At 72.0% G+C, this 23383-nt stretch carries 29 protein-coding genes; 11 read left to right on the plus strand and 18 right to left on the minus strand.

Annotated elements, in window-relative coordinates; genetic code table 11:
* Positions 1-11: 11 nt before the first annotated feature.
* The 8 genes from CCO04_RS11810 to CCO04_RS11845 are packed head-to-tail and all read right to left on the minus strand — an operon-like array spanning position 12 to position 6216.
* Entirely contained in the window at positions 12-1001 is a 990-nt protein-coding gene (locus CCO04_RS11810; protein WP_215814345.1) for a phosphotransferase enzyme family protein, read from the minus strand.
* Positions 1001-1648, minus strand: coding sequence for a microcompartment protein (locus tag CCO04_RS11815; protein ID WP_215814346.1), 648 nt, complete (start codon positions 1646-1648; stop codon positions 1001-1003). Before CCO04_RS11815 ends, CCO04_RS11810 begins: the two co-directional genes overlap by 1 nt.
* 45 nt (positions 1649-1693) lie before the next feature.
* Positions 1694-1975, minus strand: a complete 282-nt coding sequence (locus CCO04_RS11820) for a BMC domain-containing protein (protein ID WP_038681564.1) — start codon at positions 1973-1975, stop codon at positions 1694-1696.
* 47 nt (positions 1976-2022) lie between these two features.
* Complete coding sequence (locus CCO04_RS11825; RefSeq protein WP_215814347.1) at positions 2023-2271, minus strand: EutN/CcmL family microcompartment protein; 249 nt, start codon at positions 2269-2271, stop codon at positions 2023-2025.
* A complete protein-coding gene (locus CCO04_RS11830; protein ID WP_215814348.1) occupies positions 2271-2765 on the minus strand; it encodes a hypothetical protein in 495 nt (164 codons plus the stop codon). The genes CCO04_RS11825 and CCO04_RS11830 overlap by 1 nt, the downstream gene beginning before the upstream one ends.
* Positions 2762-3364 (minus strand): BMC domain-containing protein, encoded by a 603-nt coding sequence (locus CCO04_RS11835; protein ID WP_215814349.1) that lies wholly within the window; start codon positions 3362-3364, stop codon positions 2762-2764. Before CCO04_RS11835 ends, CCO04_RS11830 begins: the two co-directional genes overlap by 4 nt.
* A 3-nt stretch (positions 3365-3367) precedes the next feature.
* Positions 3368-4930 carry an aldehyde dehydrogenase family protein gene (locus tag CCO04_RS11840; RefSeq protein WP_215814350.1) on the minus strand — a complete coding sequence of 521 codons (1563 nt, stop codon included), beginning with the start codon at positions 4928-4930 and terminating at the stop codon, positions 3368-3370.
* On the minus strand, positions 4930-6216 hold the full coding sequence (locus CCO04_RS11845) for an aspartate aminotransferase family protein (protein ID WP_215814351.1): 1287 nt from the start codon (positions 6214-6216) through the stop codon (positions 4930-4932). The genes CCO04_RS11840 and CCO04_RS11845 overlap by 1 nt, the downstream gene beginning before the upstream one ends.
* A gap of 219 nt (positions 6217-6435) precedes the next feature.
* Between CCO04_RS11845 and CCO04_RS11850 the strand changes: the two genes are divergently transcribed.
* Positions 6436-8007: an APC family permease gene (locus tag CCO04_RS11850; protein ID WP_215814352.1), complete on the plus strand. Its 1572-nt coding sequence runs from the start codon at positions 6436-6438 to the stop codon at positions 8005-8007.
* 72 nt (positions 8008-8079) lie between these two features.
* Positions 8080-9093, plus strand: coding sequence for a response regulator transcription factor (locus CCO04_RS11855; protein ID WP_215814353.1), 1014 nt, complete (start codon positions 8080-8082; stop codon positions 9091-9093).
* A 25-nt stretch (positions 9094-9118) separates the two neighbouring features.
* Here CCO04_RS11855 and CCO04_RS11860 read toward each other — a convergent pair whose 3' ends face one another.
* Genes CCO04_RS11860 through CCO04_RS11875 form a run of 4 tightly spaced genes read right to left on the minus strand, consistent with a single transcriptional unit; the run spans position 9119 to position 13049 of the window.
* Positions 9119-9898 carry an SDR family NAD(P)-dependent oxidoreductase gene (locus CCO04_RS11860; protein ID WP_215814354.1) on the minus strand — a complete coding sequence of 260 codons (780 nt, stop codon included), beginning with the start codon at positions 9896-9898 and terminating at the stop codon, positions 9119-9121.
* A gap of 33 nt (positions 9899-9931) precedes the next feature.
* Entirely contained in the window at positions 9932-11272 is a 1341-nt protein-coding gene (locus CCO04_RS11865) for a M20 family metallopeptidase (RefSeq protein ID WP_215814355.1), read from the minus strand.
* A gap of 29 nt (positions 11273-11301) precedes the next feature.
* The gene (locus CCO04_RS11870) at positions 11302-12825 is read right to left on the minus strand and encodes a sodium:solute symporter (protein WP_215814356.1); all 1524 of its coding nucleotides are present in this window, start codon (positions 12823-12825) and stop codon (positions 11302-11304) included.
* Complete coding sequence (locus CCO04_RS11875; protein WP_215814357.1) at positions 12825-13049, minus strand: hypothetical protein; 225 nt, start codon at positions 13047-13049, stop codon at positions 12825-12827. Before CCO04_RS11875 ends, CCO04_RS11870 begins: the two co-directional genes overlap by 1 nt.
* Before the next feature lie 258 nt (positions 13050-13307).
* On the opposite strand from CCO04_RS11875, the gene CCO04_RS11880 reads away from it, so the two are divergent.
* Positions 13308-13742, plus strand: a complete 435-nt coding sequence (locus CCO04_RS11880) for a thioredoxin family protein (RefSeq protein ID WP_215814358.1) — start codon at positions 13308-13310, stop codon at positions 13740-13742.
* Positions 13742-14206 carry a DUF4395 domain-containing protein gene (locus CCO04_RS11885; protein WP_215814359.1) on the plus strand — a complete coding sequence of 155 codons (465 nt, stop codon included), beginning with the start codon at positions 13742-13744 and terminating at the stop codon, positions 14204-14206. Before CCO04_RS11880 ends, CCO04_RS11885 begins: the two co-directional genes overlap by 1 nt.
* A 23-nt stretch (positions 14207-14229) precedes the next feature.
* On the opposite strand, the gene CCO04_RS11890 is transcribed toward CCO04_RS11885, so the two are convergent.
* The 6 genes from CCO04_RS11890 to CCO04_RS11915 form a co-directional block, all read right to left on the minus strand.
* Complete coding sequence (locus CCO04_RS11890) at positions 14230-14625, minus strand: PIN domain-containing protein (RefSeq protein WP_215814360.1); 396 nt, start codon at positions 14623-14625, stop codon at positions 14230-14232.
* The gene (locus CCO04_RS11895) at positions 14622-14906 is read right to left on the minus strand and encodes an AbrB/MazE/SpoVT family DNA-binding domain-containing protein (protein WP_215814361.1); all 285 of its coding nucleotides are present in this window, start codon (positions 14904-14906) and stop codon (positions 14622-14624) included. The genes CCO04_RS11890 and CCO04_RS11895 overlap by 4 nt, the downstream gene beginning before the upstream one ends.
* Positions 14907-14971: 65 nt before the next feature.
* Positions 14972-15400: a D-aminoacyl-tRNA deacylase gene (dtd, locus tag CCO04_RS11900; protein WP_215814362.1), complete on the minus strand. Its 429-nt coding sequence runs from the start codon at positions 15398-15400 to the stop codon at positions 14972-14974.
* The gene (locus tag CCO04_RS11905; RefSeq protein WP_215814363.1) at positions 15400-16266 is read right to left on the minus strand and encodes an SGNH/GDSL hydrolase family protein; all 867 of its coding nucleotides are present in this window, start codon (positions 16264-16266) and stop codon (positions 15400-15402) included. The genes dtd and CCO04_RS11905 overlap by 1 nt, the downstream gene beginning before the upstream one ends.
* A gap of 16 nt (positions 16267-16282) precedes the next feature.
* Complete coding sequence (locus CCO04_RS11910) at positions 16283-16852, minus strand: suppressor of fused domain protein (protein WP_215814364.1); 570 nt, start codon at positions 16850-16852, stop codon at positions 16283-16285.
* Positions 16852-17214: a DsrE family protein gene (locus CCO04_RS11915; protein WP_215814365.1), complete on the minus strand. Its 363-nt coding sequence runs from the start codon at positions 17212-17214 to the stop codon at positions 16852-16854. Before CCO04_RS11915 ends, CCO04_RS11910 begins: the two co-directional genes overlap by 1 nt.
* Positions 17215-17239: 25 nt before the next feature.
* On the opposite strand from CCO04_RS11915, the gene CCO04_RS11920 reads away from it, so the two are divergent.
* From CCO04_RS11920 to CCO04_RS11950, 7 genes are all read left to right on the plus strand, one after another.
* Positions 17240-17734 carry an FABP family protein gene (locus CCO04_RS11920; protein ID WP_215814366.1) on the plus strand — a complete coding sequence of 165 codons (495 nt, stop codon included), beginning with the start codon at positions 17240-17242 and terminating at the stop codon, positions 17732-17734.
* On the plus strand, positions 17727-18152 hold the full coding sequence (locus tag CCO04_RS11925; protein WP_215814367.1) for a Fur family transcriptional regulator: 426 nt from the start codon (positions 17727-17729) through the stop codon (positions 18150-18152). The genes CCO04_RS11920 and CCO04_RS11925 overlap by 8 nt, the downstream gene beginning before the upstream one ends.
* On the plus strand, positions 18149-18616 hold the full coding sequence (locus CCO04_RS11930) for an adenylyltransferase/cytidyltransferase family protein (protein ID WP_215814368.1): 468 nt from the start codon (positions 18149-18151) through the stop codon (positions 18614-18616). Before CCO04_RS11925 ends, CCO04_RS11930 begins: the two co-directional genes overlap by 4 nt.
* The gene (locus CCO04_RS11935) at positions 18613-19587 is read left to right on the plus strand and encodes a folate-binding protein YgfZ (RefSeq protein WP_215814369.1); all 975 of its coding nucleotides are present in this window, start codon (positions 18613-18615) and stop codon (positions 19585-19587) included. Before CCO04_RS11930 ends, CCO04_RS11935 begins: the two co-directional genes overlap by 4 nt.
* A 152-nt stretch (positions 19588-19739) precedes the next feature.
* Positions 19740-20129: a hypothetical protein gene (locus CCO04_RS11940; RefSeq protein WP_215814370.1), complete on the plus strand. Its 390-nt coding sequence runs from the start codon at positions 19740-19742 to the stop codon at positions 20127-20129.
* 82 nt (positions 20130-20211) lie between these two features.
* Positions 20212-21990, plus strand: coding sequence for a DUF4012 domain-containing protein (locus tag CCO04_RS29770; protein WP_215814371.1), 1779 nt, complete (start codon positions 20212-20214; stop codon positions 21988-21990).
* On the plus strand, positions 21987-23381 hold the full coding sequence (locus tag CCO04_RS11950; protein WP_215814372.1) for a polysaccharide biosynthesis tyrosine autokinase: 1395 nt from the start codon (positions 21987-21989) through the stop codon (positions 23379-23381). Before CCO04_RS29770 ends, CCO04_RS11950 begins: the two co-directional genes overlap by 4 nt.
* Positions 23382-23383 lie beyond the last annotated feature (2 nt).

Raw genomic sequence — 23383 nt, forward strand, 5'->3', positions numbered from 1 at the left:
CCGTGGTGGGTTCAGGTGAGGGTGGCGCCACCGGACGCCACGTAGCGGTGGGCGAGCTCGACCGAGCCCGCGGTGTAGCCGGGCCCGAGGTCCTGGCACTCGCGTGAGTGCGCGTGCGAGCCGAGCCACGCGACGAGCAGCAGCCGGCGCAGCATGACGAAGGTCGGCAGCATCGCCTCGTGCTCGGGCGCGAGCGCCGCCACCGAGCGGTAGCCGCGCAGCCAGGCGTCCTGCCACTGCGGCAGCCGGGCGTCGTGCTCGATGAAGGACACCGCGGTGCCGAAGTCGTACATGAACCACGACAGCCCGCAGTCGTCGAAGTCGATCACGGTGACCAGGTCACCTTCGACGAGCAGGTTGGCCAGCCGCAGGTCGGCATGGACCAGGCCGAACCGGTCCGCCCCCGTCCCGTACGACGCGAGCCGCTCCTCGACGATCGCGGCCGCCGCACCGAGCACCTCCTCCTCGGCCGCTCCGACGCCGATGCCGTCCTGCCAGCGCCCCCAGCGGGGCTGCTCGCCGAGGGAGTGCTCCCAGTCCCACCGGAACCGGTGGAAGCCGGCCGGCGGCGTCCAGGAGCGCGCGTGCTCGTGCATGCGCGCGGTGATCGCGCCGAGCGTCTCGAAGTCGGAGGTGCCGAGCGCGACGTCGTCCGGCTCGATGCCGGGCACGAGCTCGAAGAGGACGCAGTGCCGCTCCTGCCCGTCGACGACGACGGTGGTGACCCGCTCGCCGTGGTCGTTGGCGATCTCCGCGGAGGTGGCGACCCCCGACTCGGCCCGCAGCGCGGCGAGCCAGGCGAGCTCGCTCTCGATGTCGCCGCGCGAGTGGTAGCCGACCCGGTGCACCCGCAGGATCGCGGTACGGCCGGGCTCCTCGACCAGGAAGGTCGCGTTCTCGGACAGGTTGATCATCCGCAGGGTGCGCCCCGCCCCGAAGCCGTACGACGGCAGCGCCAGCTCGGCGACCCGGGTGTCGGTCGCCGCGGCCACGGTGTCCATCAGTGCTCCCGTCCCTCGATCGACTCCAGGACCTTGGTGATCCGGTCGCGGGCCACCTCGACGTCCTCGGTGGTGCCGCTCAGGTACAGCCGCCCCGCCGCTCCGATGAACTGCACGTCGACCATCGTGATGCCGGGGGCCGCGCGCTCGGCCTCGTTGGCGGCCACGGCCGCGAACAGGGCAGGAGTCATCTCGTAGACGAGGAGCGACTGTCCCGGCATCACCATCGACCCCGATCGGTTGCGGTTGAGGATCACCGCGTGCTGGTCGGTGATGTGCTCGATGATGTCGTGGTAGAGCACCCGCGGGCGGAGCTGGTCACTGGCCGAGCTGCCGGTGCCGTCGAGCACCGCCTGGCCGGCGGCGGTGACGTCGGCCAGCGACGAGGCGTGCAGCTCGAGGACGCCGAACTGTCGCTCCACGAAGAGGATGCCGGGCTCGACCGTGGGCACCGCGCGCAGCGCCAGGTCGATCACGCGCTCGATGGCGAGCGCGGGGGCGACCTCGATGATGAGCGCGTGGTCCCCGGCGTACGGCGGGTACCCGCGGGCCCGCGTGGGCGTGCCCAGGTAGGCGGCGAACTGCGGCTGCAGGTCCTCGACCATCAGGTTGACCCGCAGCTCCGTACGGGCGTGGGTGGCGGTCATCGGACCTCCTCTTCTCGGGATGCTGGCGTGACGGCGGTGATCGGGCTACTTCGCGCTGACGTCGAAGTGGTTGCCGATCTCGGCGTGGGGGCGCGGGATGACGTGGACGCTGACGAGCTCGCCGACCTGCGAGGCGGTCTCGGCGCCGGCCTCGGTGGCGGCCTTGACCGCGCCGACCTCGCCGCTGATGACGACGGCGACGAGCCCGTCGCCGACCTCCTGGCGGTCGGTGATGGTGACGTTCGCGGCCTTGACCATGGCGTCCGCGGCGGCGAGCGCGGCGACGAAGCCCTTGGTCTCGATCATGCCGATGGCGGTGCTGGACATGTGGTGCTCCTTGGTTGTGCGGTGGTTGTTTGCGGTGGTGGTGGGTGTCAGCCCGTGGGCTGGGAGTCGATCGAGCCGATGACGAGCGCGTCGACGGGCGGTGGGGTGCCGGGGAACCAGGCCGCGGCGACCGATCCCTGGGCGACCAGGACGGTCTCGCCGACCCCGCTGCCCAGGACGTCGAAGGCGACCAGGCGACTGCCGCCGTCCACCTCGACCTCGAGGAAGGCGCCGTTGGGCAGGCCGTCGATCCTCTTGGTGGACCAGACATTGCCGGTCACGACTGCTCTCAGCATCAGCGCTCCTTCTCGATGGGTACCCCCAGCGCGCGAGCCTTCTCGCGCGCCAGGGGAGTCAGCACGGCCCGGCGGCCGAGGACCAGCCGGCGGCCCGCTTCGGCGGCCGCCTTGACCTGGCGCTCGGTGACGGCGCCGGTGTCGATCCGCTGCACCGGCCGGGCCTCCGGTACGGCGCTCGTGGTCCCGCCCTCGAGCCGGAACCGCAACCGGCCGGACTTCAGGTCCTGGCGGTTCTTGGGGTTCTCGAACAGGGCGAGCAGCTGCCGGGCGAACCGGTCGAGGTCGGCGTCGTCGGCGATCCGGACCGCCTCGACGCGCTCGCGCAGCGCCGGCGGCGTCACGTGCTCGGTGCCCGCGACGCCGGCGGGAGGTGCCGGCGCCGCGGGCGGCGCCGGGGGCGCGGCGGCCCGGGCCGCCGGACCGGCGAGGTCCGCGACGACCTCGCGGACGACGTCCGCGATGAGCGCCCGCAGGTCGGGGGACGAGGTCACGTGAGCCCTCGCAGGGCGTCCTCGGCCGCCTCGGCCGCCTGCCGTACGTCGGCCTCCTTGCCGGCCAGGTAGACCCGGCCGGTGGCACCGATCATGCGGTAGTCGACGACCTTGATGTCGGCGGCCTTCTCGGCCTCGTTGGTCGCCACGATCGCGTACGACGCGGGCTGCACCTCGAGCACGTACATCGACTCGCCCGGCAGCACCATCGACCCGATCTTGTTGCGGTTGATCAGGAAGGCGTGCTGGTGGTCGATCGAGCTGATGATCTTGCTGGCCAGGATCTGCGGCCGCACCGCGCTCGACGCGTCGGCGCCGAGTGCGTCGAGGACGCCCTCGGCCGCGGCCTTGACCGAGCCGGTCTCGCCGTGGAACTCCAGGTAGCCGAACTGCCGCTCGACGACGAGGACGCCGGCGGCCACCTCGGCGTGCTTGAGGGCGACGTCGGTGATCGGCTCGATGTCGATGCCGGGCGCGACCTCGATGATCTGCGCGGCCATGTGGGCGCGCGGCAGGGTGCCCTTGATCCAGGTGCCGAGGTAGCACATGGTCTGCGGCTGGAGCCGGTCGATGAAGATGAAGGAACGCAGTTCAGCCATGGGTCAGCCCTTGATGAGGTGGGAGAGTTCTTCGACGACGAGACGACGGACCTGCTCGCGGAAGGCCGCGTCTCCGGAGCCGCCGAGCCGGTCGACGACCGCGTCGACGGCGGACGGCACGGCCGTGGCCGCGCGCTGGTCGTTCGACGGCACCGGGTACGCCGGCACGGGCGTGCGGTGCTCGGACCACGGGCTCAGCCCGGCGTACGCCGGCATCGCCTCGGCGGGATCGGCGTTGTAGGCGATCCGGGTCCAGTCGACGAGGTGCTTCGGCTGGAGGTTCTCGCCGAGCGCGCTGCGCCCGACGAAGCCGGTCCCGATGGTCATGGTGGGCGCGAGGTTCGTGTCGAGCCCGGAGCTGCCGGTGCTGTTGCCGACGTTGACCGAGACCCGCAGCACGGGCACCTCGGCGGCGTAGCGCATCACCGTGCCGGGGTCGGCGGAGTGGATGGCCGCGCTGTGCCCGGCGCCGGCGATCCGGATGATCGCCCGCGCGGTCGCGATGCCGGTGCTCGCGTCGGGGACCCGGATCAGGCCGAGCACCGGCGAGAGCTTCTCGTGGGTGAGGGGCTCCTCGGGCACGGCGGTGGCGAAGGGCGCGACGAGCACCTGGGTGCGCGGACCCACGCGGATCCCGGCCTGCTGGGCGATCCACGAGGCGTCCTTGCCGACGACGTCCACGTTGAGCCGGCCGAGCGGGAACATGTAGTCGCGCAGCCGCTGGGCGTCGTCCGGGCTGAGCACGGCGGCACCGGCCCGCTCCATCTCGCGCACGAGCTTGTCGGCGATCGCCTCCTCGGCGATGAGCACCGACTCGTTGGTGCAGAGCACCGAGTTGTCGAAGGCCTTGCTCTCGACCAGGCGCTGCGCCGCGGCGCGGACGTCGGCGGTCGCGTCGACCAGGACCGGCACGTTGCCGGGCCCGACGCCGATCGCCGGGTTGCCCGAGCTGTAGGCCGCCCGGACCACGCCGGTGCCGCCGGTGGCGAGGATGACGTTGGTGCGCACGTCGCCCATGAGCGCCTCGACGAGGGGGATCGTCGGCTCGGCGATGCTCTGCACGATGCCGTCGGGCGCACCCGCCTCGACCGCGGCGCGGGCCAGCAGCTGCGCGGCGTCGTGGCAGCACTCCTTGGCCATCGGGTGCGGGCTGACCACCACGGCATTGCGGGTCATCAGCGCCAGGATCACCTTGAAGAACACGGTGGCGACCGGGTTGGTCGAGGGCGTCAGGGCGAGCACGACGCCCGCGGGGCGCGGCACCTCGACGATCTTGTCGTCGATGCGGACCCGGGGGGTCACGAAGTCCTGGCCGACGTAGGTGTCGACGATGCCGCGCGAGCAGGCCTGGTTCTTGCGGACCTTGTGCTCGACGACGCCGAAGCCGGTCTCGCGCACGGCCCACTCGGCGTACTTCTGGGCGTGGGCGTGGGCGACGTCCGCGACGGCGCGCACGATCCGGTCGACATCGCTCGCCGAGTACGACGCGTAGGCGCGCGCCGCCCAGCGCGCCCGCTCGAGCAGGTGGCCGGCCGCGCCGGGTGCGGTGACGGTCTGGTCGGACATCAGCTGGCCCTCCGGCGCGAGAGTGCGGGATCGGCGGCCGCGCGGCCGATGGCCAGCGCGGTGCGGTCGAGGAGCTCCTCGACGAGGTCGGGCGTCATCAGGATCCCGGGCTTGTACTGCAGCACCCGGGGGTCGAGGGTCGAGAAGATCGCCCAGACACCGAGCTCGTAGAGCTGGCGCATGACGAACTTCGCGCCCTCGGGGTGGGCGAACTCCAGGCCGAGCACCACGCCGTTCTGCCGGATGCCGACGAACCAGTCGGGGTACTGCGCCTGGACCTGGCGCAGGCCCGCGCCGACCTGGTCGGCGATGTAGTGGACCATCGAGCGGACCTCGGGACGCTGGGTGATCTCCAGCGTCTTGAGCGCCGCCACGCAGCCGAGCTCGGCACCGCCGAAGGTCGAGATGTGCCCGAAGCCGTCCTCGTGCAGCCAGGCGCCGGCGCGCTCGCTGAGGAGCACCGCGGCGATCGGGTAGATGCCGCCGGACAGGCCCTTGCCGCTGACCAGGATGTCCGGCTCGATGCCGTGCTTGGTGATGGCCCAGAGCTCGCCGGTGCGCATCAGGCCGGTCTGCACCTCGTCGGCGATGTAGAGCGCGTCGTACTTCTCGCAGAGCGCCTTGACCGCCTCGAGGTAGCCCGGGTTCGGCAGCGGGAAGCCGTACGTCGCGGGGATCGTCTCCATGATCACGGCGGCGACGTCGCGGCCCTTGAGCGCCTGCTCCATCGCGTCGAGGTCGTTGAACGGGACCTGGGGGAACTCCTCGGGCCGGTCGGCGAGGAAGAGCTTGGCGAACCGGTCGTCGCCGGTGGCGACGGCCAGCCCGGTGTGCCCGTGGTAGGCCTTCACGATCGAGACGATCTTGCGCTTCTGCATGGCGTGCCGGGCGCTCTTGAGGGCGATGTCGATCGCCTCGCCGCCACCGGAGGCGTAGGCGACCTTGGTCAGGCTGGCGGGTGCGGACTCGACGAGGGCCTCGGCGAGGGCGGTCCGCCCGAGCGAGGGGAAGTGGTGGTTGCCCACGTCGAAGCGGTCCATCGCCTGCTTGACCGCGGTGACCACCTCGGGGTTACGGTGGCCCAGGTTGTAGGTGCCGCCGTTGAGGTGGACGTCGATGAGCCGGCGCCCGTCCATGTCCCAGAGCAGGTAGCCCTCGCGGCGGTCGATCACCAGGTCGACCCCGCTGTCGGACCAGAACCGCGTCTTGTCCGGGTTCCAGTAGTGCGCCGACTTCTCGAGCATCTCTGCCTTCGAGTCGAAGCTGAACGCGTCGTAGTCGTGCATCGCCATCCCTACGTGTCGGTGGCCGCCCCGTGCAGGCACCGGAAGCCTTGTGGTGAGGATCCTGTTTGGTCAGACCGAAAAAGTCAACGGTTCAAGATTGAGAAAATTGTCTGACCCAAAACCTTGATTTGGTCTGTTCGGTAGTGCCAGCATGCGGGGCCTGGTGTGAGCCAGGACACAACCCGGACGTGCCCCCTGGGCACGGGAGAGAGAGTCCGCATGTCTGCAGAGGAGACGCGCGCAGTACCGGAGACCGACACAGGGGTCCAGCGCCTCAAGCCGAACGCCGTCGGCCTGGTGGGCGTCATGTTCATGGCGGTCGCGACCGCCGCGCCGATCACCGCGATGGTGGGCAACGTGCCCATCGCGATCGGCTTCGGCAGCGGGGCCAACGCCCCGGCCGGCTATCTCGTCGCCACGATCGTGCTCGGCCTGTTCGCGCTGGGCTACTCGGCGATGGCCAAGCACATCACGTCGACCGGAGCCTTCTACGGCTTCATCTCGCACGGCCTGGGCCGCGTGGTCGGGATGGGCGCCGGGGCCCTGACCACCCTCGCGTACGTCGTCTTCGAGGCCGCCCTGGTCGGGATCTTCTCGTTCTTCGCCGCGAGCTTCTTCGCCACGCACACGGGCCTGGACATCTCCTGGATCTGGTACGCCCTGCTGATGCTCGGCGTGAACACCGCGCTGACGTACTTCGACATCAACCTGACCGCGGTGGTGCTCGGCATCTTCCTCGTCACCGAGATCGTGATGCTCGGCGCGATGACCGTCTCGATCCTCGCCTCGGGCGGCGGCCCCGACGGCTGGTCGCTCGGCTCGCTCAACCCGCTCAACGCCTTCCAGGGCCTGGACGGCAGCGTCACCAGCCCGGACACCGGCGCCACGCTGGTCGTGGCCGGCTCGGCCGGCATCGGCCTGTTCTTCGCGTTCTGGTCGTGGGTCGGCTTCGAGTCCACCGCCATGTACGGCGAGGAGTCGCGCAACCCCAAGAAGATCATCCCGCTCGCGACGATGCTGTCGGTGCTGGGCATCGGGCTCTTCTACGTCATCGTGTCGTGGTCGGCCATCGTCGGCACCGGCCCGGACAACGCGGTCGCGCTCGCCCAGGACAGCAGCACCGCCGGCCAGATCTTCTTCGGCCCGGTCGAGCAGCACCTCGGGCACGGCGCCGTCGTGCTCTTCGAGTTCCTGCTGATGAGCGGCTCGTACGCCTGCGGCATGGCCTTCCACAACTGCGCGTCGCGCTACATCTACGCGATCGGCCGCGAGAACCTCGTGCCCGGCTTCGGCAAGACCCTCGGCGCCTCGCACCCGCGGCACGGCTCGCCGTACATCGCGGGGTTCGTGCAGACCACCGTCGCGACCGTGATCGTGCTGCTGTTCTTCGTCACCGACCGCGACCCCTACGGCCAGCTCTACGCGCTCATGGCGATCATGGGCACCACGGCGATCATGATCGTCCAGGCGCTGGCCGCGTTCGCCTGCATCGCCTACTTCCACGCCCAGGGCAAGCACCCGGAGACCGCCCACTGGTTCCGCACGTTCCTGGCCCCGCTCATCGGCGGCATCGGCATGGTCTACGTGATCTGGCTGCTGGTCGAGAACGCCGGCTTCGCGGCGGGCGCCGCGGCCAGCGACGTCGTCTTCAAGCTGTCGCCGTGGGTGGTCGGCGCGGTCGGTGTGGCCGGCGTGCTGTTCGCGCTGTGGGCCAAGCGGTTCGCGCCCGAGCGGTACGACACGATCGGCCGGATCGTCCTCGAGGACACCCAGGAACGTGCCGACGCCTGAGCCGTCCGCGCGACCCGTTCCGGACGGGCGGCGGAGGGCGTACTCTTCGAGGATCGCGAGCTGGGAGACCCGATGAGCAGCCGTCCTTCGCCGCTCGACCTGGTGGCCGACGTGGCTGCCATCTGCGTCGAGCACACCCCCGCCACCGTGCGGGCCACCGCCGTCCTGCAGCGGATCGGTGAGGCCATCCCGCTCGAGGCGGCGGCCCTGTCCACCTTCGACCCGGTCGAGGAGCGGCACCTGACGGTCGCCGAGATCGGGTACTCCGACCCGGTGCTGACCTACCTCAACGACGGCTTCGTCAACGACGACCCGGCGTTCCTGACCATGCGCTTCCGCAACCCGCGGCCGCTGCGCTGGTGCGACATCCCCAACTACCGCGACATGTTCAGCGCCCACGAGGTCTTCATCCCCGGCGGCTTCGCCGAGGGGTCGACGACCTGCCTGTTCACCCGCGACGGGCGCTACACCGGGGCGCTTCACCTGAGCTCCGACTCGCCGTTGCCGATCAGCGACTCCGCCGTCGAGACGCTGATCGCGCTGCAGCGCGTGATCGCGCCGCTCATGGACGCGATGCGCCCGCCCGAGGGGCACAGCTGGACCGAGCTCCTCGAGGAGGCCGCCGAGGCCGGGCTGATCACGGCCGACCGCCGGCTGGTGGCGCTGCCCGGGCTGCGCCGCGACCGCTGGCTCGCCGACGACTCGCCGCTGACCGCCGAGCTGCTGGCGCGCCCCGAGGGTCCGCCCGCGCGGTTCACCTGGGTCTCCCCGGCCGGCCGGTGCCACGAGGTGCGCACCACCCGGCTGGCGACGGGGGTCCTGGTCACGCTGCGCGAGGCGGCGGCACCGTACCGGCTCTCGCCGCGCGAGGTCCAGGTGCTGACGCTGGTCGCCGCGGGCCTGGGCAATCCCGGCATCGGGCTCTCGCTCTCGCTCAGCCCGCGCACGGTCGCGACCCACGTCGAGCACATCCTCGCCAAGCTCGGCTGCGCGACCCGGGTGGCCGCGGCGAGCAAGGCGGTGGCCGAGGGCATCGTGCCGCTCACGGTGTCCACCCCATCCACCCCCTTGCTCGCGCGCACCTGAGCCGCCGTTCCCCGGGCCCGGGGCCTCAGGCGTCCAGTTCGACCGGCGTACCGATCGTCCAGCCGCCGTCGACCAGGAGGTTGTCGCCGACGACGTGGTCGGCGAGCGGGCTGGTCAGGAACAGCACTGCGTTGGCGACGTCCTGCGGGCTCGCCCAGCGGCCGCGGGGTGTCTGTCCCGCGAGCGCGTCGTGCGTGGCCTGGTCGTAGAGCGCCGTCATGTGGGTCGTCACGAAGCCGGGGGCGACCGCGTTGACGTTGATCCCCTTGCTCGCGTAGTCCAGCGCGACCTGGCGCGTGAAGTTCACGATCGCGCCCTTGGTCGCGCAGTACGCCGCGAAGCCCGGGTTGCCGCGGAAGCCGCTGATCGAGCTGATGTTGACGATCTTTCCGGGCTTCTCGCGCGCCAGCAGGCCGCGCACCATCTCGCGGGTGCAGTGGAAGGTGCCGTCGACGTTGACGAGGAACTGGGTCCGCCAGGTCTCGTCGTCGGTCTCGTGCACGCTGCCCTCGCGGAGCACGCCCGCGTTGTTGACGAGGATGTCGAGCCCGCCGAGGCGCTCGTCGAGCTCGGCGAAGAACGACGCCACGTGGGCGCTCGCCGTGACGTCGAGCTTGGCGAACTCGGCCGAACCACCCGCGGCGGCGACCAGCGCGGTCGTCGTCTCGCCGCCCTCGCGGGCCTCCTCGGTGAGGTCGGCGACGACGACGTGCGCGCCCGCCGCGGCCAGGGTGGTGGCGATGGCCCGGCCGATGCCGGAGGAGGCGCCGGTGACGACGGCGTTCTTGCCGGTGAGGTCGATCATGTTCGGTCCTTTCGGTAGGTCAGGGGGAGAGGGTCAGTCCGTGCCGCACCAGTCGAGGGCGAGCGACGCATAGGTCCGCGCGGCGAGCCGGACCTCCTCGATCAAGCAGTACTCGTCGTCGGCGTGCGCGACCCGCAGGTCGCCCGGGCCGTAGCTGATCGCCGGGATGCCCGCCGCGGTGAGGAAGGAGCAGTCCTCGACCGCGCAGAACCCGGCGACCGGCGGCGGCCCCTGGTACGGCGTCATCCCCGAGACCCGCTCGTGCGCCGACGAGACGGCGGCGGTGATCGCATGCGCCGCCTCGCCGGGGTCGTTGGCCGGCCAGTTGAGCTTCCACTCCACCACCGGCGGGTGCTCGCGCAGCCAGCCGTCGGTCTGCGCGATCGCGCGGATCTGGGCCTCGACCTCGGCCTTGACGGTCGCGGGGTCGTCCTGCGGCGGGTACCAGATGCAGTACTCGATGGTCATGTACTCCGAGAGGATGAACGGCACGAGCACGCCGTGCGGTCCGCCCTGCACGACCCCGGGGTGGATGGTGAAGTGGCCGGGCGCGAAGAGCGGGTGGGTCTTGGTGAACGCCCACTCCTCCTCCAGGCGCTGCATGGCCTGGAAGACGAGCATCCCCTTGTCGATCGCGTTGACGCCGACCGCGCTGCCGCCACCGCCTGCCCGGATGGTCTGGCCGCGCATCGAGGAGTGCGTCGCCTTGCCCTGCACGGTGACCGAGAACCACAGCAGCCCGGGCGTCACCGGGATCACGCCGAGGTTGGTCGGCCCGCTCGGCTCGGCCGCGACGGCGGCGTCGGCGCGGTAGCCGTGATCGATCGTCGAGGTGACGCCGCACTCGTGGTCCATCACCTCCTCGCCGACGACGGCCTCGACGATCAGGTCGCCCTGGAGGGAGACCCCGGCCCGCTGCAGCGCCTTGACCGCGAACGCCTGCGCCACCAGGCCGGCCTTCATGTCGCTGGCGCCGCGGCCCCAGACCCGGTCGCCGTCGACCTTGCCGGAGAACGGGTCGCCGGATGTCCAGCGGTCCGGGTTGCCCGGCGGGACGACGTCCACGTGACCGTTGAAGATCAGCGAGCGGCCGCCGCCGGTGCCCTTGAGCGTGCCGACCGCGTTGTCGCGGCCCTTCTCGACCGCCCAGTACTCCACGTCGGCGCCGGCGTCCTCGTAGATCTCGCCCATCAGCCGGGAGACCCGGCCCTCCAGGCCGACCACCTCGTCGTACACCTGGCCGGGGTACTTCGGGTTGACGCTCGGGATCGCGATCACCTCCGACAAGGTGGCGACGAGGTCGTCGGCGAGGGCGTCGACCGCCGCGAGCACCCGGTCGTGGGTCTCCTGCGGTGTCGTGGGCGTCGTGGTCATGGCACAGCTCCTTGGGTGGGTGCGGGTGGTCAGGCGGTGGGGGACAGGACCGGCTCGGTCCGGGACTTGCCGGCCTCGAAGAGCTCGTCGACCCGGCGGCGCTCGGCGGCGCTCTGCGGCAGCAGGTAGGCCAGGACGACGTACACGACGAGGTTGAGGAGCAGGGCCAGGACGCCGCCGGTGACGCTGCCCAGGGCGGGCATGTCGTCGGGGTACTTCCAGGTCAGGACCGCGGCGACGAGGAAGCCGGTGCACATCGAGGCGAGGGCGGCGGTCTTGGTGCCGCGCTTCCAGAACATGCCGAGGAACATCGGGACGGCGAGCTGGACGATGCCCTGGTAGGACATCTGCGCCAGCAGCTGGAGCCGTGGGTAGTCGAAGGCGATGTAGGCCACCACGGCCGAGGCCAGCATGTAGACGACCATCGAGCCCTTGGCGACGACCTTGAGCTGGAAGTCGGTGCGCGGCGAGATGACGTGCACGATGTCGTTGGCGATCTGGGCACCGCAGACCTGCACGCAGCCGTCGATCCAGCCCATGCTCGCGGCCAGCACGATCACCAGCGCCATGCCGAGCAGCCACTGGCCGCCGCGGTCGTAGAGGAGGACGAACCAGCCGTCCTGCGGCGCGGCGACGATGTCGGTCATCGACGCGGCAGCCAGCGCCACCAGCGTCAGCAGCAGGTAGAACCCGCCGGCGACGAGCATCGTCTGCAGCGTCCCCTTCTTGACGCTCCGCACGCCCTTGGCGGTGTAGATGCGCTGGTAGCTGGTCGGCCAGCACAGCGAGCCGATGACGCCGGTGACGATGAGCGAGAAGAGGTACCAGGGGCCGTACGCGCCGCCGTCGCCCGGGACGACGAGCAGGCTGTCCGGCAGGTCCTTCAGGGCGACGAAGCCGCCGGCGTCGGCGGGCCCGAACAGGATGCCGAGGCAGACCAGTGCGGCCAGGCCGTACGCCACGATGCCCTGCACCAGGTCGGTGATGACCAGGCCGCGCATGCCCATCTGGACGGTCCAGATCTGCCGGACCGCGATCACCGCGACACCGACGATCAGGCAGGTCGTCACCGACCACTGCCCGAAGCTGGCGAACCGGAAGATCAGGCCCATCGCCTGCATGCCGAGGACGATCCACGGGAACAGGCACACGACGCCGATCGCGCTGGCGATCACGCGCACCGCCTGGGAGTCGAAGCGCAGGCCCAGCATGTCGGGCTGGGTCTTGAGGTCGTAGCGCTTGCCCCACAGCCAGGCCCGCTCGGCCATCAGGTACATCGCGGTGACGCCGAGCAGCGAGTAGGCCAGGGCGTAGAAGCCGAGCACACCCGCGCCGACGCTGAGCCCGAAGAAGGCGGTGTACGTCGCACCGGGCCACCACGAGTTGGTGTAGGACATCGCGATGTACCAGCTGCTGAACGAGCGGCCGCCGACGGCGTAGTCGGAGAACGACTTGGCGCTGCGGTTGGTCGCGTAGAGCACGAAGACGATGAGGGCGAAGAACGCCGTCAGCATGCCGAGGGTGACGGCCATGGAACCGGTCATGGAGGTCATCAGGCCGCCACCTCCTCGGGCTCCTCGCCCACCTCGCCGCGGATGTTCTCGAAGACCCACAGCAGCCAGACGGCGCCGGTGGCCAGCAGGGCGTCGACGACCCAATACGCGACGCTGAACGGGACCCCGAGGATCGGGGTGTCGATGCCGCTGCCCGCCAGGTAGAGCGGCGGGGCGACGGCGAGCAGGATGCTGGCGCCGAACAGCAGCCAGAAGATCGTCATCTTGGTTCGTGACGACATCGCTCGGATGGCGCTTCTCATGGGTCCTCCAGGGTTCGGTCTGACCGAGATGGCCCGAAACTATGTGCGCCGGATCACGCCCGGTATCGGGTCGCGTGCCCGAAACTCGGCGCGCAGAGGGCCTGCGGCATCCGTCACCTGACGGATGCTCAGGCGGGGGAAACCCGACCACTCCGCGGACGCCGTGGTCGGACCGAACCGGCGCGGAGTGGAATGGGCAGGACCCCGCCGTCGTTGGAGATGACCGTGACCGGAATCGTGCTGCTCGTGCTGGCCGTCGTCGTGGCGGTCGGCTTCGGCCTCTACCGGCGCCGGATCGACGGCAGGTTCGCCACCGCGGCCGCAGCGGCCCCCACGACCTGGACGGCCGTCGCCGGTGCCGTGCCCGACGTCGCGCTGGGGGAGCGGGCCACGCTCGTGCAGTTCTCCAGTGCGTTCTGCGCGCCCTGCCGCACGACCCGCGTGGTGCTCGCCGACGTCGCCGGCCGGGTCGACGGCGTCGCGCACGTCGAGATCGACGCCGAGCAGCACCTCGAGCTGGTCCGCGCGCTCGACGTACGCCGGACGCCGACGACGCTCGTCCTCGACGGTGCCGGCCACGAGATCACCCGCGCAGCCGGGGCCCCGCGTCGCGAGCAGGTCCTCGCCGCCCTCCCCACGCTCCAGGAGTCCTGATGACCAGCACCGCCGACCGCACCGCGACCGGGATCGACCCGCGCGGCCCCCGCTTCACCGCGGCGATCACCGTCGTCGTCTTCGCCGTGGCGCTGCTGCTCTCCGACGCGGCCCCCGGTGTCGCGGCCGTGATCACCGGCGTCCAGGCGGTGCTCTTCGCGATCGGCGCCGGCCTCGGCGTGCAGAAGACCCCGACCGGGCTGCTCTTCCGCCGCCTGGTCCGCCCGCGCCTCGCCCCGCCGGCCGAGCTCGAGGACCCGGCCCCGCCGCGGTTCGCCCAGGCCGTCGGCCTGGTCTTCGCCGTCGTCGCGACGATCGGGTTCGCGACCGGCGCGGTGCTGCTCGGTCAGGTCGCGGCGGCGCTCGCGTTCGTCGCGGCGTTCCTCAACGCGGTGTTCGCGTTCTGCCTGGGCTGCGAGATGTACCTGCTCGGGCTGCGGATCACCCGCCGCAGCGCGGCCTAGCGCCGCCTAGCGCCGCCCGCCGGCTAGGGGGCGAGCAGCCGCCAGCCGAGCCGGCGGGCGGCCGAGCGGTCGAAGGTGACCGTCTCGTGGGCGCCGAACTGCTCCATGGTCCCCTGGATGAGGGCGTCGGCGAAGTCGGCCCCGGCCTCGGCCAGGTGCAGCGCGCGGACGACGCCCTCGCCGTCGTCGAACTCCAGGGACTCGGTGCGCACCAGGGACTGGACGACGGCCAGGCAGCTCGACCGGTCGAAGCGATAGCTGCGGGAGAGGACCCAGTAGAGCTCGGCCATGGTGACCTGGGTGATGAAGCCCGGGTTGTCGGTCGTCAGGTCGCCGAGGAGGTCCGACGCGGCGCGGTAGGCGGCCTCGTCGTCGCGGACGAAGTAGCGGAGCAGGACGTTGGCGTCGAGGCCGATCACGCGTCGTCCTCGTCCTCGTACCCGGGCATGCCGCGCATCCCGCTCGCGGCGCCGCCCTCGGCGATGCCCTCGTTGATCTCCTCGATGGTGAGCGTCCGCTGGCCGGGCCGGTAGAGGATGCCGGCGAGGTCCTCGATCTTGCCGGTGCGGGGGACGATCCGGAAGTGCCCGGGCGCGATGCGCACGAACATCAGCTTGGAGCCGGCGACCAGGTTCATGTCGTCGCGGACGTCCTTGGGGATGGTGATCTGGCCCTTGCTGGTCATCGTGGCGGTGGTCATGGCGACGGGTCCTTACTTCTCCGAGAGATTCCTTACTTCGAGAGTCGCGTAAGGACGGCGGGACGTCAAGGGGATTCCAGCAGCACGGTGAACGGCCCGTCGTTGACCGAGGCGACCTTCATGTCGGCACCGAAGATCCCGCGCTCCACGTGCGTGCCGGCGGTCTCGAGGGCCGCGCACACGGCGTCGTAGAGCGGCTCGCTGACGGGACCCGGCGCCGCCGCGATCCAGGTGGGGCGGCGGCCCTTGCGGGCGTCGCCGTAGAGGGTGAACTGGGAGACGACGAGGACCGGGGCGCCGGTCTCGCCGACGGAGCGCTCGTCGTCCAGGATGCGCAGGTCGCGGATCTTGCGCGCCATCCAGGCGACCTCGGCCGGGCCGTCGTCGTGGGTCACGCCGAGGTAGACGAGCAGCCCGGGTACGTCGATCGCCCCCGTCACCGCGCCGTCGACCACGACGGACGCCGAGGCGACCCGTTGGAGGACCGCTCGCATCAGTCGACGACCTTCTCCAGCAGCCGGGCCACGGCCTCCTGCTCCTCGGCGTAGGGGTGGTAGGCGAAGCCCTTGCCGCGCACGGTCTGGCCGGCGATCCACGGGTCGTCGCTGCAGATGCCGTGGCCGTCGGTGGCCGAGAAGACGTCGAGGTACTCGGCGCCGGCGGCCTTGGCCGCCGCCTCGACGGCCGCGTTGAGGCCCTCGTTGAACCGCCGGGCCAGGGGCAGGTCGCCGTCGGCGAGGGGCAGGTCGTCGCAGCCGGTCGTGGTGGCGGGGAAGATCTGCGGGTAGCCGACCATGACGACCTGGGCGTCCGGCGCCTTGGCCTGCACGTCCTGGAGCACGCGGGTCACGTTGGCCTGCACGTCCTTGAGCCGGCTCTCGATGCCCCGCGGGCCCGCCGCCGCGTCGAGCGTGGTGCAGGGGCTGGGCTCGGTCGAGGTGCGCGCGATCTGGACGCACGTCGTGATGATCCGGCCGATCAGGTTGAAGTCGTTGGCGCCGATGCCGACCGTGACCAGCCGGGTCGTCGGGCCGATCGCGTCGAGCTGGGGGTCCAGCCGGCGCTTCTGGGGCGTGACCTGCTCGCCGTCGGTCGCGTCGGTCGTGGCCGCCGAGCAGCTGACGTCGGTCAGCTCGAGGTCCTTCGCCTCGGCGAGCAGGTGCGGGTAGTTGTTGCGCGAGCGGAAGCACCCGTCGCGCCCGTCCATCGTCCCGATGTAGGGGCCGGCCGTGTAGGAGTCGCCGAGCGCGACGTACGCCGCGCCGGGCTTGTGCTCCTCCTTCTTGCCGGTGAGGAGGCAGGCGGACAGGCCGATGCCGACGAGGCTGAGCACCAGGAGCAGGGGGAGCACGCGCTTCACGGGCACAGCCTACGGATCAGACGGCGGGCGCCCGCTGCACGTCGTACGGATCCCAGGACTGCTTCCAGAACGCCTCGAGCCCCTCGGTGCGGATGTACTGCCGCTCGCTCTCGTGGATGGGGTACATCCCGGCGATGTTGACCACGTGCTCGGGCGGCGCGCCCTCGCCCGCGCCGAGGACGTCGAGGTAGTCCTCGCGCTCGAGCACCGACGGCGCGAACACGACGAACGCCGAGAGCGTCGTGCCGTCGACGATCGGTCCGCCGAGGTCGATCGTGTCGCCGTACTGGAAGGGGCAGGCGCCGGCCAGCCGGCTCGCCAGGTCCGCGATCGCCAGGCCCCAGGCGGCGTCCTCGGACCGGACGCTGATGCACAGCTCGGGACGCCCGAGGCGCCAGGACTCGTGCTCGCCCAGCGACAGGCCGTAGGTCAGCGCGGTCAGCAGCCCCGGCTCGGGCTGGTCGCGGTAGACGATCGCGCTCAGGTCCGGCCCGCCCTCGTGGGCGCCGACGCGCAGGTACTCGGCCTCGGCGCCGCCGCTGAGCCGCTCCAGGTGCGCGAGGTAGCGCTCGACCCGGCTCGCCATCAGTAGACCAGCGCCTGGACGCCGTCGCCGAGGGCCTCCTCGACGAACACCGGCGCCCCCGCGATCCGTACGCCGGGAAGCAGGTCCGCCTCGGTCAGCGAGCGCCGCGCGGCGCACTGGGAGCACACGGTGACCTGCCCGGCCGCGAGCACGGTGTCGAGCAGGTCGGGCAGGGGAGTGGCGAGGTCGAGCTGCAGCTCGGCGGCCCGCCCCGGGACGGCCAGCCAGGAGGCCTCGCCGGTGAGCCAGAGCGAGACCGGGACCCCGGAGACGGCGGCCGCACCGGCCACCGTGAAGCCCTGGTTGCAGCGCTCCGGCGCGTCGGCGCCGCAGGTGACCTTGACGAGGAGTGAGCGTGCCATGCCCGAGAGCCTAGAATGACCGGTCGTGGCCTTCGAACTCCCCGACAACCTGCACCCCGACTGCGGACCCATCGCCTGGATGCTCGGCACCTGGCGGGGCAACGGCCATGGCGACTACCCGACGATCGACAGCTTCCAGTTCGGCCAGGAGCTGATCTTCACCCACGACGGGCGGCCGTTCTTCCACTACATGGCGCGCTCCTGGATCGTGGACGAGAACAACGAGAAGGTCCGCGACGCCGCGATCGAGACCGGGTTCATCCGCGGGGTCGGTGACGGCAAGTTCGAGATCCTGCTGACCCACAACACCGGCATCGCCGAGATCTGGCACGGCGAGGCCGACAACGGCAAGTTCGAGTGGACCACCGACGCCGTGGCCCGGACCGAGACCGCCAAGGAGTACACCGCCGGCAAGCGGCTCTACGGCAACGTCGAGGGCGACCTGCTCTACGCCTTCGACATGGCCGCCGTGGGCCAGGCCCTCCAGCCGCACCTGTGGGCGAGGCTCAAGCGTGCCTGACGAGCAGGACTGGCGCTCGGCTCTTCGCGAGAAGGGCTACCGGCTCACGCCCCAGCGCGAGCTGATCCTGGCGGCGGTCGACGCGCTGGGCCACGCCACCCCCGACGAGGTGCTCGCGCACGTGCAGCGCACGGCGTCCACCGTCAACGCCTCGACGGTCTACCGCACGCTCGAGGTGCTCGAGGAGCTCGGCCTGATCCGGCACGCGCACCTGTCCGACCGGGCGCCGACGTACCACTCGACCCGGGGGCACGAGCACTTCCACCTGGTCTGCCGCACCTGCCGCGAGGTGATCTCGGTCGACGCGGTCGAGGCCGAGCCGTTCGTCGCGGTGCTGCGCACCAAGGGGTTCACGCCCGACCTCGGCCACCTCACCGTCTTCGGCCGGTGCGCCCAGTGCGAAGGAGAAGCACCGTGACGACCGTCTTGACCTACGGCACGTTCGACCTGTTCCACATCGGCCACCTGCGCCTCATCGAGCGCCTCGCCGCGCTGGGCGACCGCCTCGTCGTGGGCGTCTCGACCGACGAGTTCAACGCCGGCAAGGGCAAGAAGTCCGTCGTCTCCTACGACGACCGCGCCGCCATCGTGGGCGCGATCAAGGGCGTCGACCTCGTCCTGCCCGAGCGCTCCTGGGACCAGAAGCGGGCCGACATCGTCGAGCACGGCGTCGACCTCTTCGTGATGGGCGACGACTGGACCGGGAAGTTCGACGACCTCGCCGACGTTTGCGAGGTGAGGTACCTGCCGCGCACCTCGGGTGTGTCGAGCACGGAGATCAAGGAGATGCTCCGCACGCTCGACCCCGCCCACATCGAGGAGATGCAGGCAGCCCTCGGCACCCTCACCCGCCTCCTCGAGCACTACCGGGACCTGACATGAGCACCGACCTCCGCACCAGCCCCCTCCTCGACCTGCCGGGCGCCGTCGCCGGCGAGGGGGTCGACGCCGGCGTGGCCGCCCACTACGGCAGCCTGTACGGCGAGCAGCGCGCCCTCGCGGCCGGTGAGGGCTTCGTCGACCTCTCCCACCGCGAGGTGATCCGGGTCAGCGGCCCGGACCGGCTGAGCTGGCTGCACTCGATGACCACCCAGCACCTGGAGCGCCTCGAGCCGGGCCGGTGGACCTCCGCGCTCCTGCTCGACGCCAACGGTCGCGTCGAGCACGCCTTCAGCGGCATCGACGACGGCGAGGCGTTCACCGCCCACACCGAGCCGGGGCGGGCCGCGGCGCTGGTCGCGTTCCTCGACCGGATGCGCTTCATGCTGCGCGTCGAGGTCGCCGACGTCACCGCGGACCTCGCGGTCGCCTGGCGCCCGAGCGCCGAGGGCGGCAAGCACGACCTGGTCCCGCGCGAGCAGCTGACGTCGTACGCCGAGGCGGCGGGGCCCGCGGCCGGGCTGTGGGCCTACGAGGCGCTGCGGATCGCCCGCGGCGAGCCGCGCCTGGGCTTCGACACCGACGAGCGGTCGATCCCCAACGAGCTGGGCTGGCTCCAGGGCGAGCAGCCGTGGGCCGCGGTCCACCTCGACAAGGGCTGCTACCGCGGCCAGGAGACGGTCGCCCGGGTGCACAACCTCGGCCGCCCGCCGCGCCGGCTCACCCTGCTCCACCTCGACGGCTCCGAGAACCGGCTGCCCGCCCGCGGCGCCGAGGTGCTGCCCGAGGGCGGCGGCCGCGCGGTCGGCGTGGTCGGCTCCTCGGCCCGGCACCACGAGCTCGGCCCGATCGCGCTCGCGCTGCTCAAGCGCAACACCGACGTCGCGGCGCCGCTCGTCGTCGACGGGCTGCCGGCCGCCCAGGAGGTCCTGGTCGACCCCGAGATCGGCCTGCACTTCCGGCCCCAGCGCTGAGCCGGGCCCGCTCCGCGGGCGCCAAATCGTCGTTTTGCGCACGGGCGCGGCCGATCCGGCCGCGCCCGTGTCTCGTCGTGCCAAGGTGATCCGGCCCGGGCCAGGTCTGTCCCGTGGCTCGAATGATCTTCGCGTCGAGAGGGACGAATCTGATGAAGAAGCTGGTTCTCGGGATGCTGGCCACCGCCCTGCTGACCTTCGGTCTGGTCGGGGTCGAGAGCACCGCCGCCCACGCCGACCCCTACCCGGGGACGGTCGTCACCAAGACCAAGGCCAAGGTGGCCAAGGTCGGCAAGGGCCGGCGGGCGACCTTCGCGGTCACGGTCAAGGCCGGGGCGGCCAAGCCCACCGGCAAGGTCCAGGTGACCTGCACCAAGGGCCGCAAGAAGGTCGTCGGCGCCGCGAAGTCCTACGCGGGTGCGCCGATCAAGGTCAAGAGCGCCGCGCTCAAGCGTGGTGGGTGGCGTTGCGTCGTGAAGTTCAAGGGCACCGGCGTCTACAAGAACAGCAAGGTCGTCAAGCAGGTCCGCGTGCGCCGCTGACCGCGCGCTGAACACCGGGGTCCCGTGGCGCTCGCCGCGGGACCCCTGCTCCTGCCTGCCCTGATCCTCCCCCGTGAGAGCGGTGATCCCTGTGCTCCGTCGTCGTGGACGACTGATCGGCGCCAGCCTCGCGGCGGTGCTGCTCGGCGCCGGGCTGTGGGTGGCCTGGCAGGCGTGGCAGGTCCAGCGCGACCTGGACGCCGCGGCCGGTCACGCCGAGGCCGTCCGGCGCCTGGTCCAGGACCGCGCCGATGCCGGCGATCCGGACGACCCGGCGCTGCGCGCCGAGCTCGACGGTCTGCGGACCGCGGCGTCCGCCGCGGCCGAGCGGACCTCCGGGTCCACCTGGCGCCTGCTCACCCACCTGCCGCTCGTCGGCGACGACGCCGACGGGGTCGCGGTGACCAGCGCCGTCCTCGACCGGCTCGCCCGCGACGGCGTCGAGCCGCTGGTGCGCGCCGCGGGCCGCTTCGAGCAGCTGGTGCCCCACGACGGCGCGGTCGACGTGGCCGTGGCCCGCGACCTGGTGGCCCCGGTCGACCAGGCCGAGCGGGCCTTCGCCGCGGCCGACCGCACGCTCGGGGCGGTCGACGACAGCGGCTTCGCCGGGCCGCTGCAGCGGCGCTTCGCGAGCCTGCGCGACCAGGTCGGCCAGGGGGCGCGCACGCTCGCCTCGGCCAAGGTCGCGACCCGGGTGCTGCCCGCGATGCTCGGCGGGGACGGACCGCGGCACTACCTCCTGGTCTTCCAGAACAACGCCGAGGTCCGGGCCACCGGCGGCCTGCCCGGCGCGGCGTCGTACGTCGAGGCGCGGGCGGGCCGGCTGCGCATCCGCGAGCACGTCACCGGCGCCTCGTTCGGTCAGGCCCCGGCCCCGGTGCTGCCGCTGAGCGCGCCCGAGCGGGCGCTCTACGGCGAGGTGCTGGGGACCTACTTCCTCGACGCCACCATGACCCCCGACGTCCCCCGCGCCGCCGACCTGCTGCGCGCTCGCTGGGCCCAGCGCTTCCCGGACCGCCCGGTCGACGGCGTGGTGCTCGTCGACGCCGTGGCGATCGGCTACCTGCTCGACGCGACCGGTCCGGTGAGCATCGGCGGGGTCCGGCTCAGCGGCGAGAACGTCATCGACGAGCTGCTCCACCGGGTCTACCTGCGTCTGCCCGAGCCCGCGCGCCAGGACGCCTTCTTCGCCCGCGTCGCCGCTGCCACGCTCGACCAGGTCAGCGCCGGCCGCGGGCACCCGCGCGCGCTCCTGGCGGCCCTGAGCCGTGCGGTCGACGAGCGCCGGGTGTTCGTGCACGCGTTCGGCGCGACCGAGCGCGACGCACTCGCCGGGACGGCGCTCGCCGGCGAGCTCGGCACCGACCCGGACGACCCCCGGCCCGAGGTCGTGGTGACCCTCAACGACACCACGGGCGCCAAGATGTCCTACTTCCTGCGCTACGACGTCGACGTCGCCGCGACCTCGTGCGTGGCCGGCGTGCAGGCCTACGCCGCCAAGGCCCGGCTGCGCTCGACCGCGCCGGCCGACGCGGCCCGGCTGCCGTCGTACGTCACGGGGGGTGGGCGCTACGGCGTCCCCGCGGGCAGCCAGCTGGTGACCCTGCGGATCTTCGGTCCGGTCGGCGGCACGATCGGCGCCCTCAGCTGGAACGGCGCGCCCCTCGACGTCGAGAGCGTCGAGCAGGACGGCCGCCCGGTCGCCATGACCTACGTCCAGCTCGACCCCGGCCAGGTGGCCGACCTCGCCTGGACGATGCGCTCGGGCCCCGGACAGGTCGGCGCCACCGCCCTCGCGGTGACGCCGACGATCGAGAGGAAGGACGGTGCGGAGACGCTCGCGAGCGCGTGCTCCCGATGACCATGGAACTGCGTGACTACGTGCGGGTGCTGCGCCGGCGCTGGCTGATGATCGTCCTGCTGGGTGCCGCGGCGACCGCGGCCGCGGGTGTGCTGACGGCGGTGCAGGCGCCCCAGTACGCCTCGACGGCGCGGCTGTTCGTCTCGACCTCCCAGACCGACGACAGCCAGCTGCTCCAGGGCGGGCAGTTCTCGGCGCAGCGGGTGAAGTCCTATGCCGACCTGATCACCAGCCGCGAGCTGGCCCGGCGGGTCATCGCCGAGACCGGCAGCGACCTCGAGCCCGACCAGCTGGCCGAGAAGGTCTCCGCCGAGGCGGTCCTCGACACGGTCAACCTCGACCTCACCGTGACCGACGGCGACCCGCACCGGGCCCAGGCCATCGCGCAGTCCTACGCCGAGCAGCTCACCGACCTGGTCCGCGAGCTCGAGACGCCCGGCGGCCAGGACGAGGCGCCGATCAAGGCCACCATCGTCGACGCGGCGTCCTACTCCGCCGACCCGGTCGCGCCCCGGCCTCGGCGCAACCTGGCGCTGGGTCTGGCCGCAGGCCTGCTCCTCGGCTTCGGCGCCGCGGTCCTGCGCGAGGTGCTCGACACCCGGGTCAAGTCGCTCGACGACGTCGCCGCGCTGACCGACGCCCCGACGCTCGGCACGATCGTCGCCGACCCGACGACCGCCAAGACCCCCCTGCTCACCCAGATCGCCTCGCACGCCCCGCGCGCGGAGTCGTTCCGGGTGCTGCGCACCAACCTCCAGTTCGTCGACGTCGACAACCGGCACAAGGTCTTCGTGGTGACCTCGGCCGTGCCCGAGGAGGGCAAGACCTCGACCGCGACCAACCTCGCGATCAGTCTGGCCCAGGGCGGTACCCGCACCCTCCTGGTCGGCGGTGACCTGCGCCGCCCGACCGCGGCCGAGCGGCTCGGGCTCGACGGCGCCGTCGGCCTGACCGACATCCTGATCGGCCGGCTCTCCACCGCCGACGCCACCCAGACCCACGTCGAGTCGGGCCTGCGGTTCGTCGCGTCCGGCCCGGTGCCGCCCAACCCGGCCGAGCTGCTCCAGTCCCACGCGATGGAGGACTTCCTCGCCGGGGTGCGCGCCGATCACGAGATCGTCATCATCGACGCCCCGCCACTGCTGCCGGTCACCGACGCGGCCCTGCTGGCGGCCAAGGCCGACGGGGCGCTCGTCGTCCTCAGCCACGGCCGGGTGACCCGCGACCAGGTACGGCTCTCGATCGAGCGGCTCAAGCAGGTCGACGCCCACCTGACCGGGCTGGTGCTCAACAGGGTGCCGGTCAAGGGCAGGTCCTACGGCTACGGGTACGGCTACGCCCCGGTCACCGCGACCGGCGCCCCGGTCGTCGCCGGGACGGACGAGGCCTAGGC

The sequence above is a fragment of the Pimelobacter sp. 30-1 genome (genome assembly GCF_018831735.1).
GTDB lineage: Bacteria > Actinomycetota > Actinomycetes > Propionibacteriales > Nocardioidaceae > Nocardioides.

Bases quoted from the DNA above. Each gene is read 5' to 3' on its own strand.
- CCO04_RS11810 (WP_215814345.1), bottom strand. From the start codon at position 1,001: ATGGACACCGTGGCCGCGGCGACCGACACCCGGGTCGCCGAGCTGGCG.
- CCO04_RS11815 (WP_215814346.1), bottom strand. From the start codon at position 1,648: ATGACCGCCACCCACGCCCGTACGGAGCTGCGGGTCAACCTGATGGTC.
- CCO04_RS11820 (WP_038681564.1), bottom strand. From the start codon at position 1,975: ATGTCCAGCACCGCCATCGGCATGATCGAGACCAAGGGCTTCGTCGCC.
- CCO04_RS11825 (WP_215814347.1), bottom strand. From the start codon at position 2,271: ATGCTGAGAGCAGTCGTGACCGGCAATGTCTGGTCCACCAAGAGGATC.
- CCO04_RS11835 (WP_215814349.1), bottom strand. From the start codon at position 3,364: ATGGCTGAACTGCGTTCCTTCATCTTCATCGACCGGCTCCAGCCGCAG.
- CCO04_RS11840 (WP_215814350.1), bottom strand. From the start codon at position 4,930: ATGTCCGACCAGACCGTCACCGCACCCGGCGCGGCCGGCCACCTGCTC.
- CCO04_RS11845 (WP_215814351.1), bottom strand. From the start codon at position 6,216: ATGCACGACTACGACGCGTTCAGCTTCGACTCGAAGGCAGAGATGCTC.
- CCO04_RS11850 (WP_215814352.1), top strand. From the start codon at position 6,436: ATGTCTGCAGAGGAGACGCGCGCAGTACCGGAGACCGACACAGGGGTC.
- CCO04_RS11855 (WP_215814353.1), top strand. From the start codon at position 8,080: ATGAGCAGCCGTCCTTCGCCGCTCGACCTGGTGGCCGACGTGGCTGCC.
- CCO04_RS11860 (WP_215814354.1), bottom strand. From the start codon at position 9,898: ATGATCGACCTCACCGGCAAGAACGCCGTCGTCACCGGCGCCTCCTCC.
- CCO04_RS11865 (WP_215814355.1), bottom strand. From the start codon at position 11,272: ATGACCACGACGCCCACGACACCGCAGGAGACCCACGACCGGGTGCTC.
- CCO04_RS11870 (WP_215814356.1), bottom strand. From the start codon at position 12,825: ATGACCTCCATGACCGGTTCCATGGCCGTCACCCTCGGCATGCTGACG.
- CCO04_RS11875 (WP_215814357.1), bottom strand. From the start codon at position 13,049: ATGACGATCTTCTGGCTGCTGTTCGGCGCCAGCATCCTGCTCGCCGTC.
- CCO04_RS11880 (WP_215814358.1), top strand. From the start codon at position 13,308: ATGACCGTGACCGGAATCGTGCTGCTCGTGCTGGCCGTCGTCGTGGCG.
- CCO04_RS11885 (WP_215814359.1), top strand. From the start codon at position 13,742: ATGACCAGCACCGCCGACCGCACCGCGACCGGGATCGACCCGCGCGGC.
- CCO04_RS11895 (WP_215814361.1), bottom strand. From the start codon at position 14,906: ATGACCACCGCCACGATGACCAGCAAGGGCCAGATCACCATCCCCAAG.
- dtd (WP_215814362.1), bottom strand. From the start codon at position 15,400: ATGCGAGCGGTCCTCCAACGGGTCGCCTCGGCGTCCGTCGTGGTCGAC.
- CCO04_RS11910 (WP_215814364.1), bottom strand. From the start codon at position 16,852: ATGGCGAGCCGGGTCGAGCGCTACCTCGCGCACCTGGAGCGGCTCAGC.
- CCO04_RS11915 (WP_215814365.1), bottom strand. From the start codon at position 17,214: ATGGCACGCTCACTCCTCGTCAAGGTCACCTGCGGCGCCGACGCGCCG.
- CCO04_RS11935 (WP_215814369.1), top strand. From the start codon at position 18,613: ATGAGCACCGACCTCCGCACCAGCCCCCTCCTCGACCTGCCGGGCGCC.
- CCO04_RS11940 (WP_215814370.1), top strand. From the start codon at position 19,740: ATGAAGAAGCTGGTTCTCGGGATGCTGGCCACCGCCCTGCTGACCTTC.
- CCO04_RS11950 (WP_215814372.1), top strand. From the start codon at position 21,987: ATGACCATGGAACTGCGTGACTACGTGCGGGTGCTGCGCCGGCGCTGG.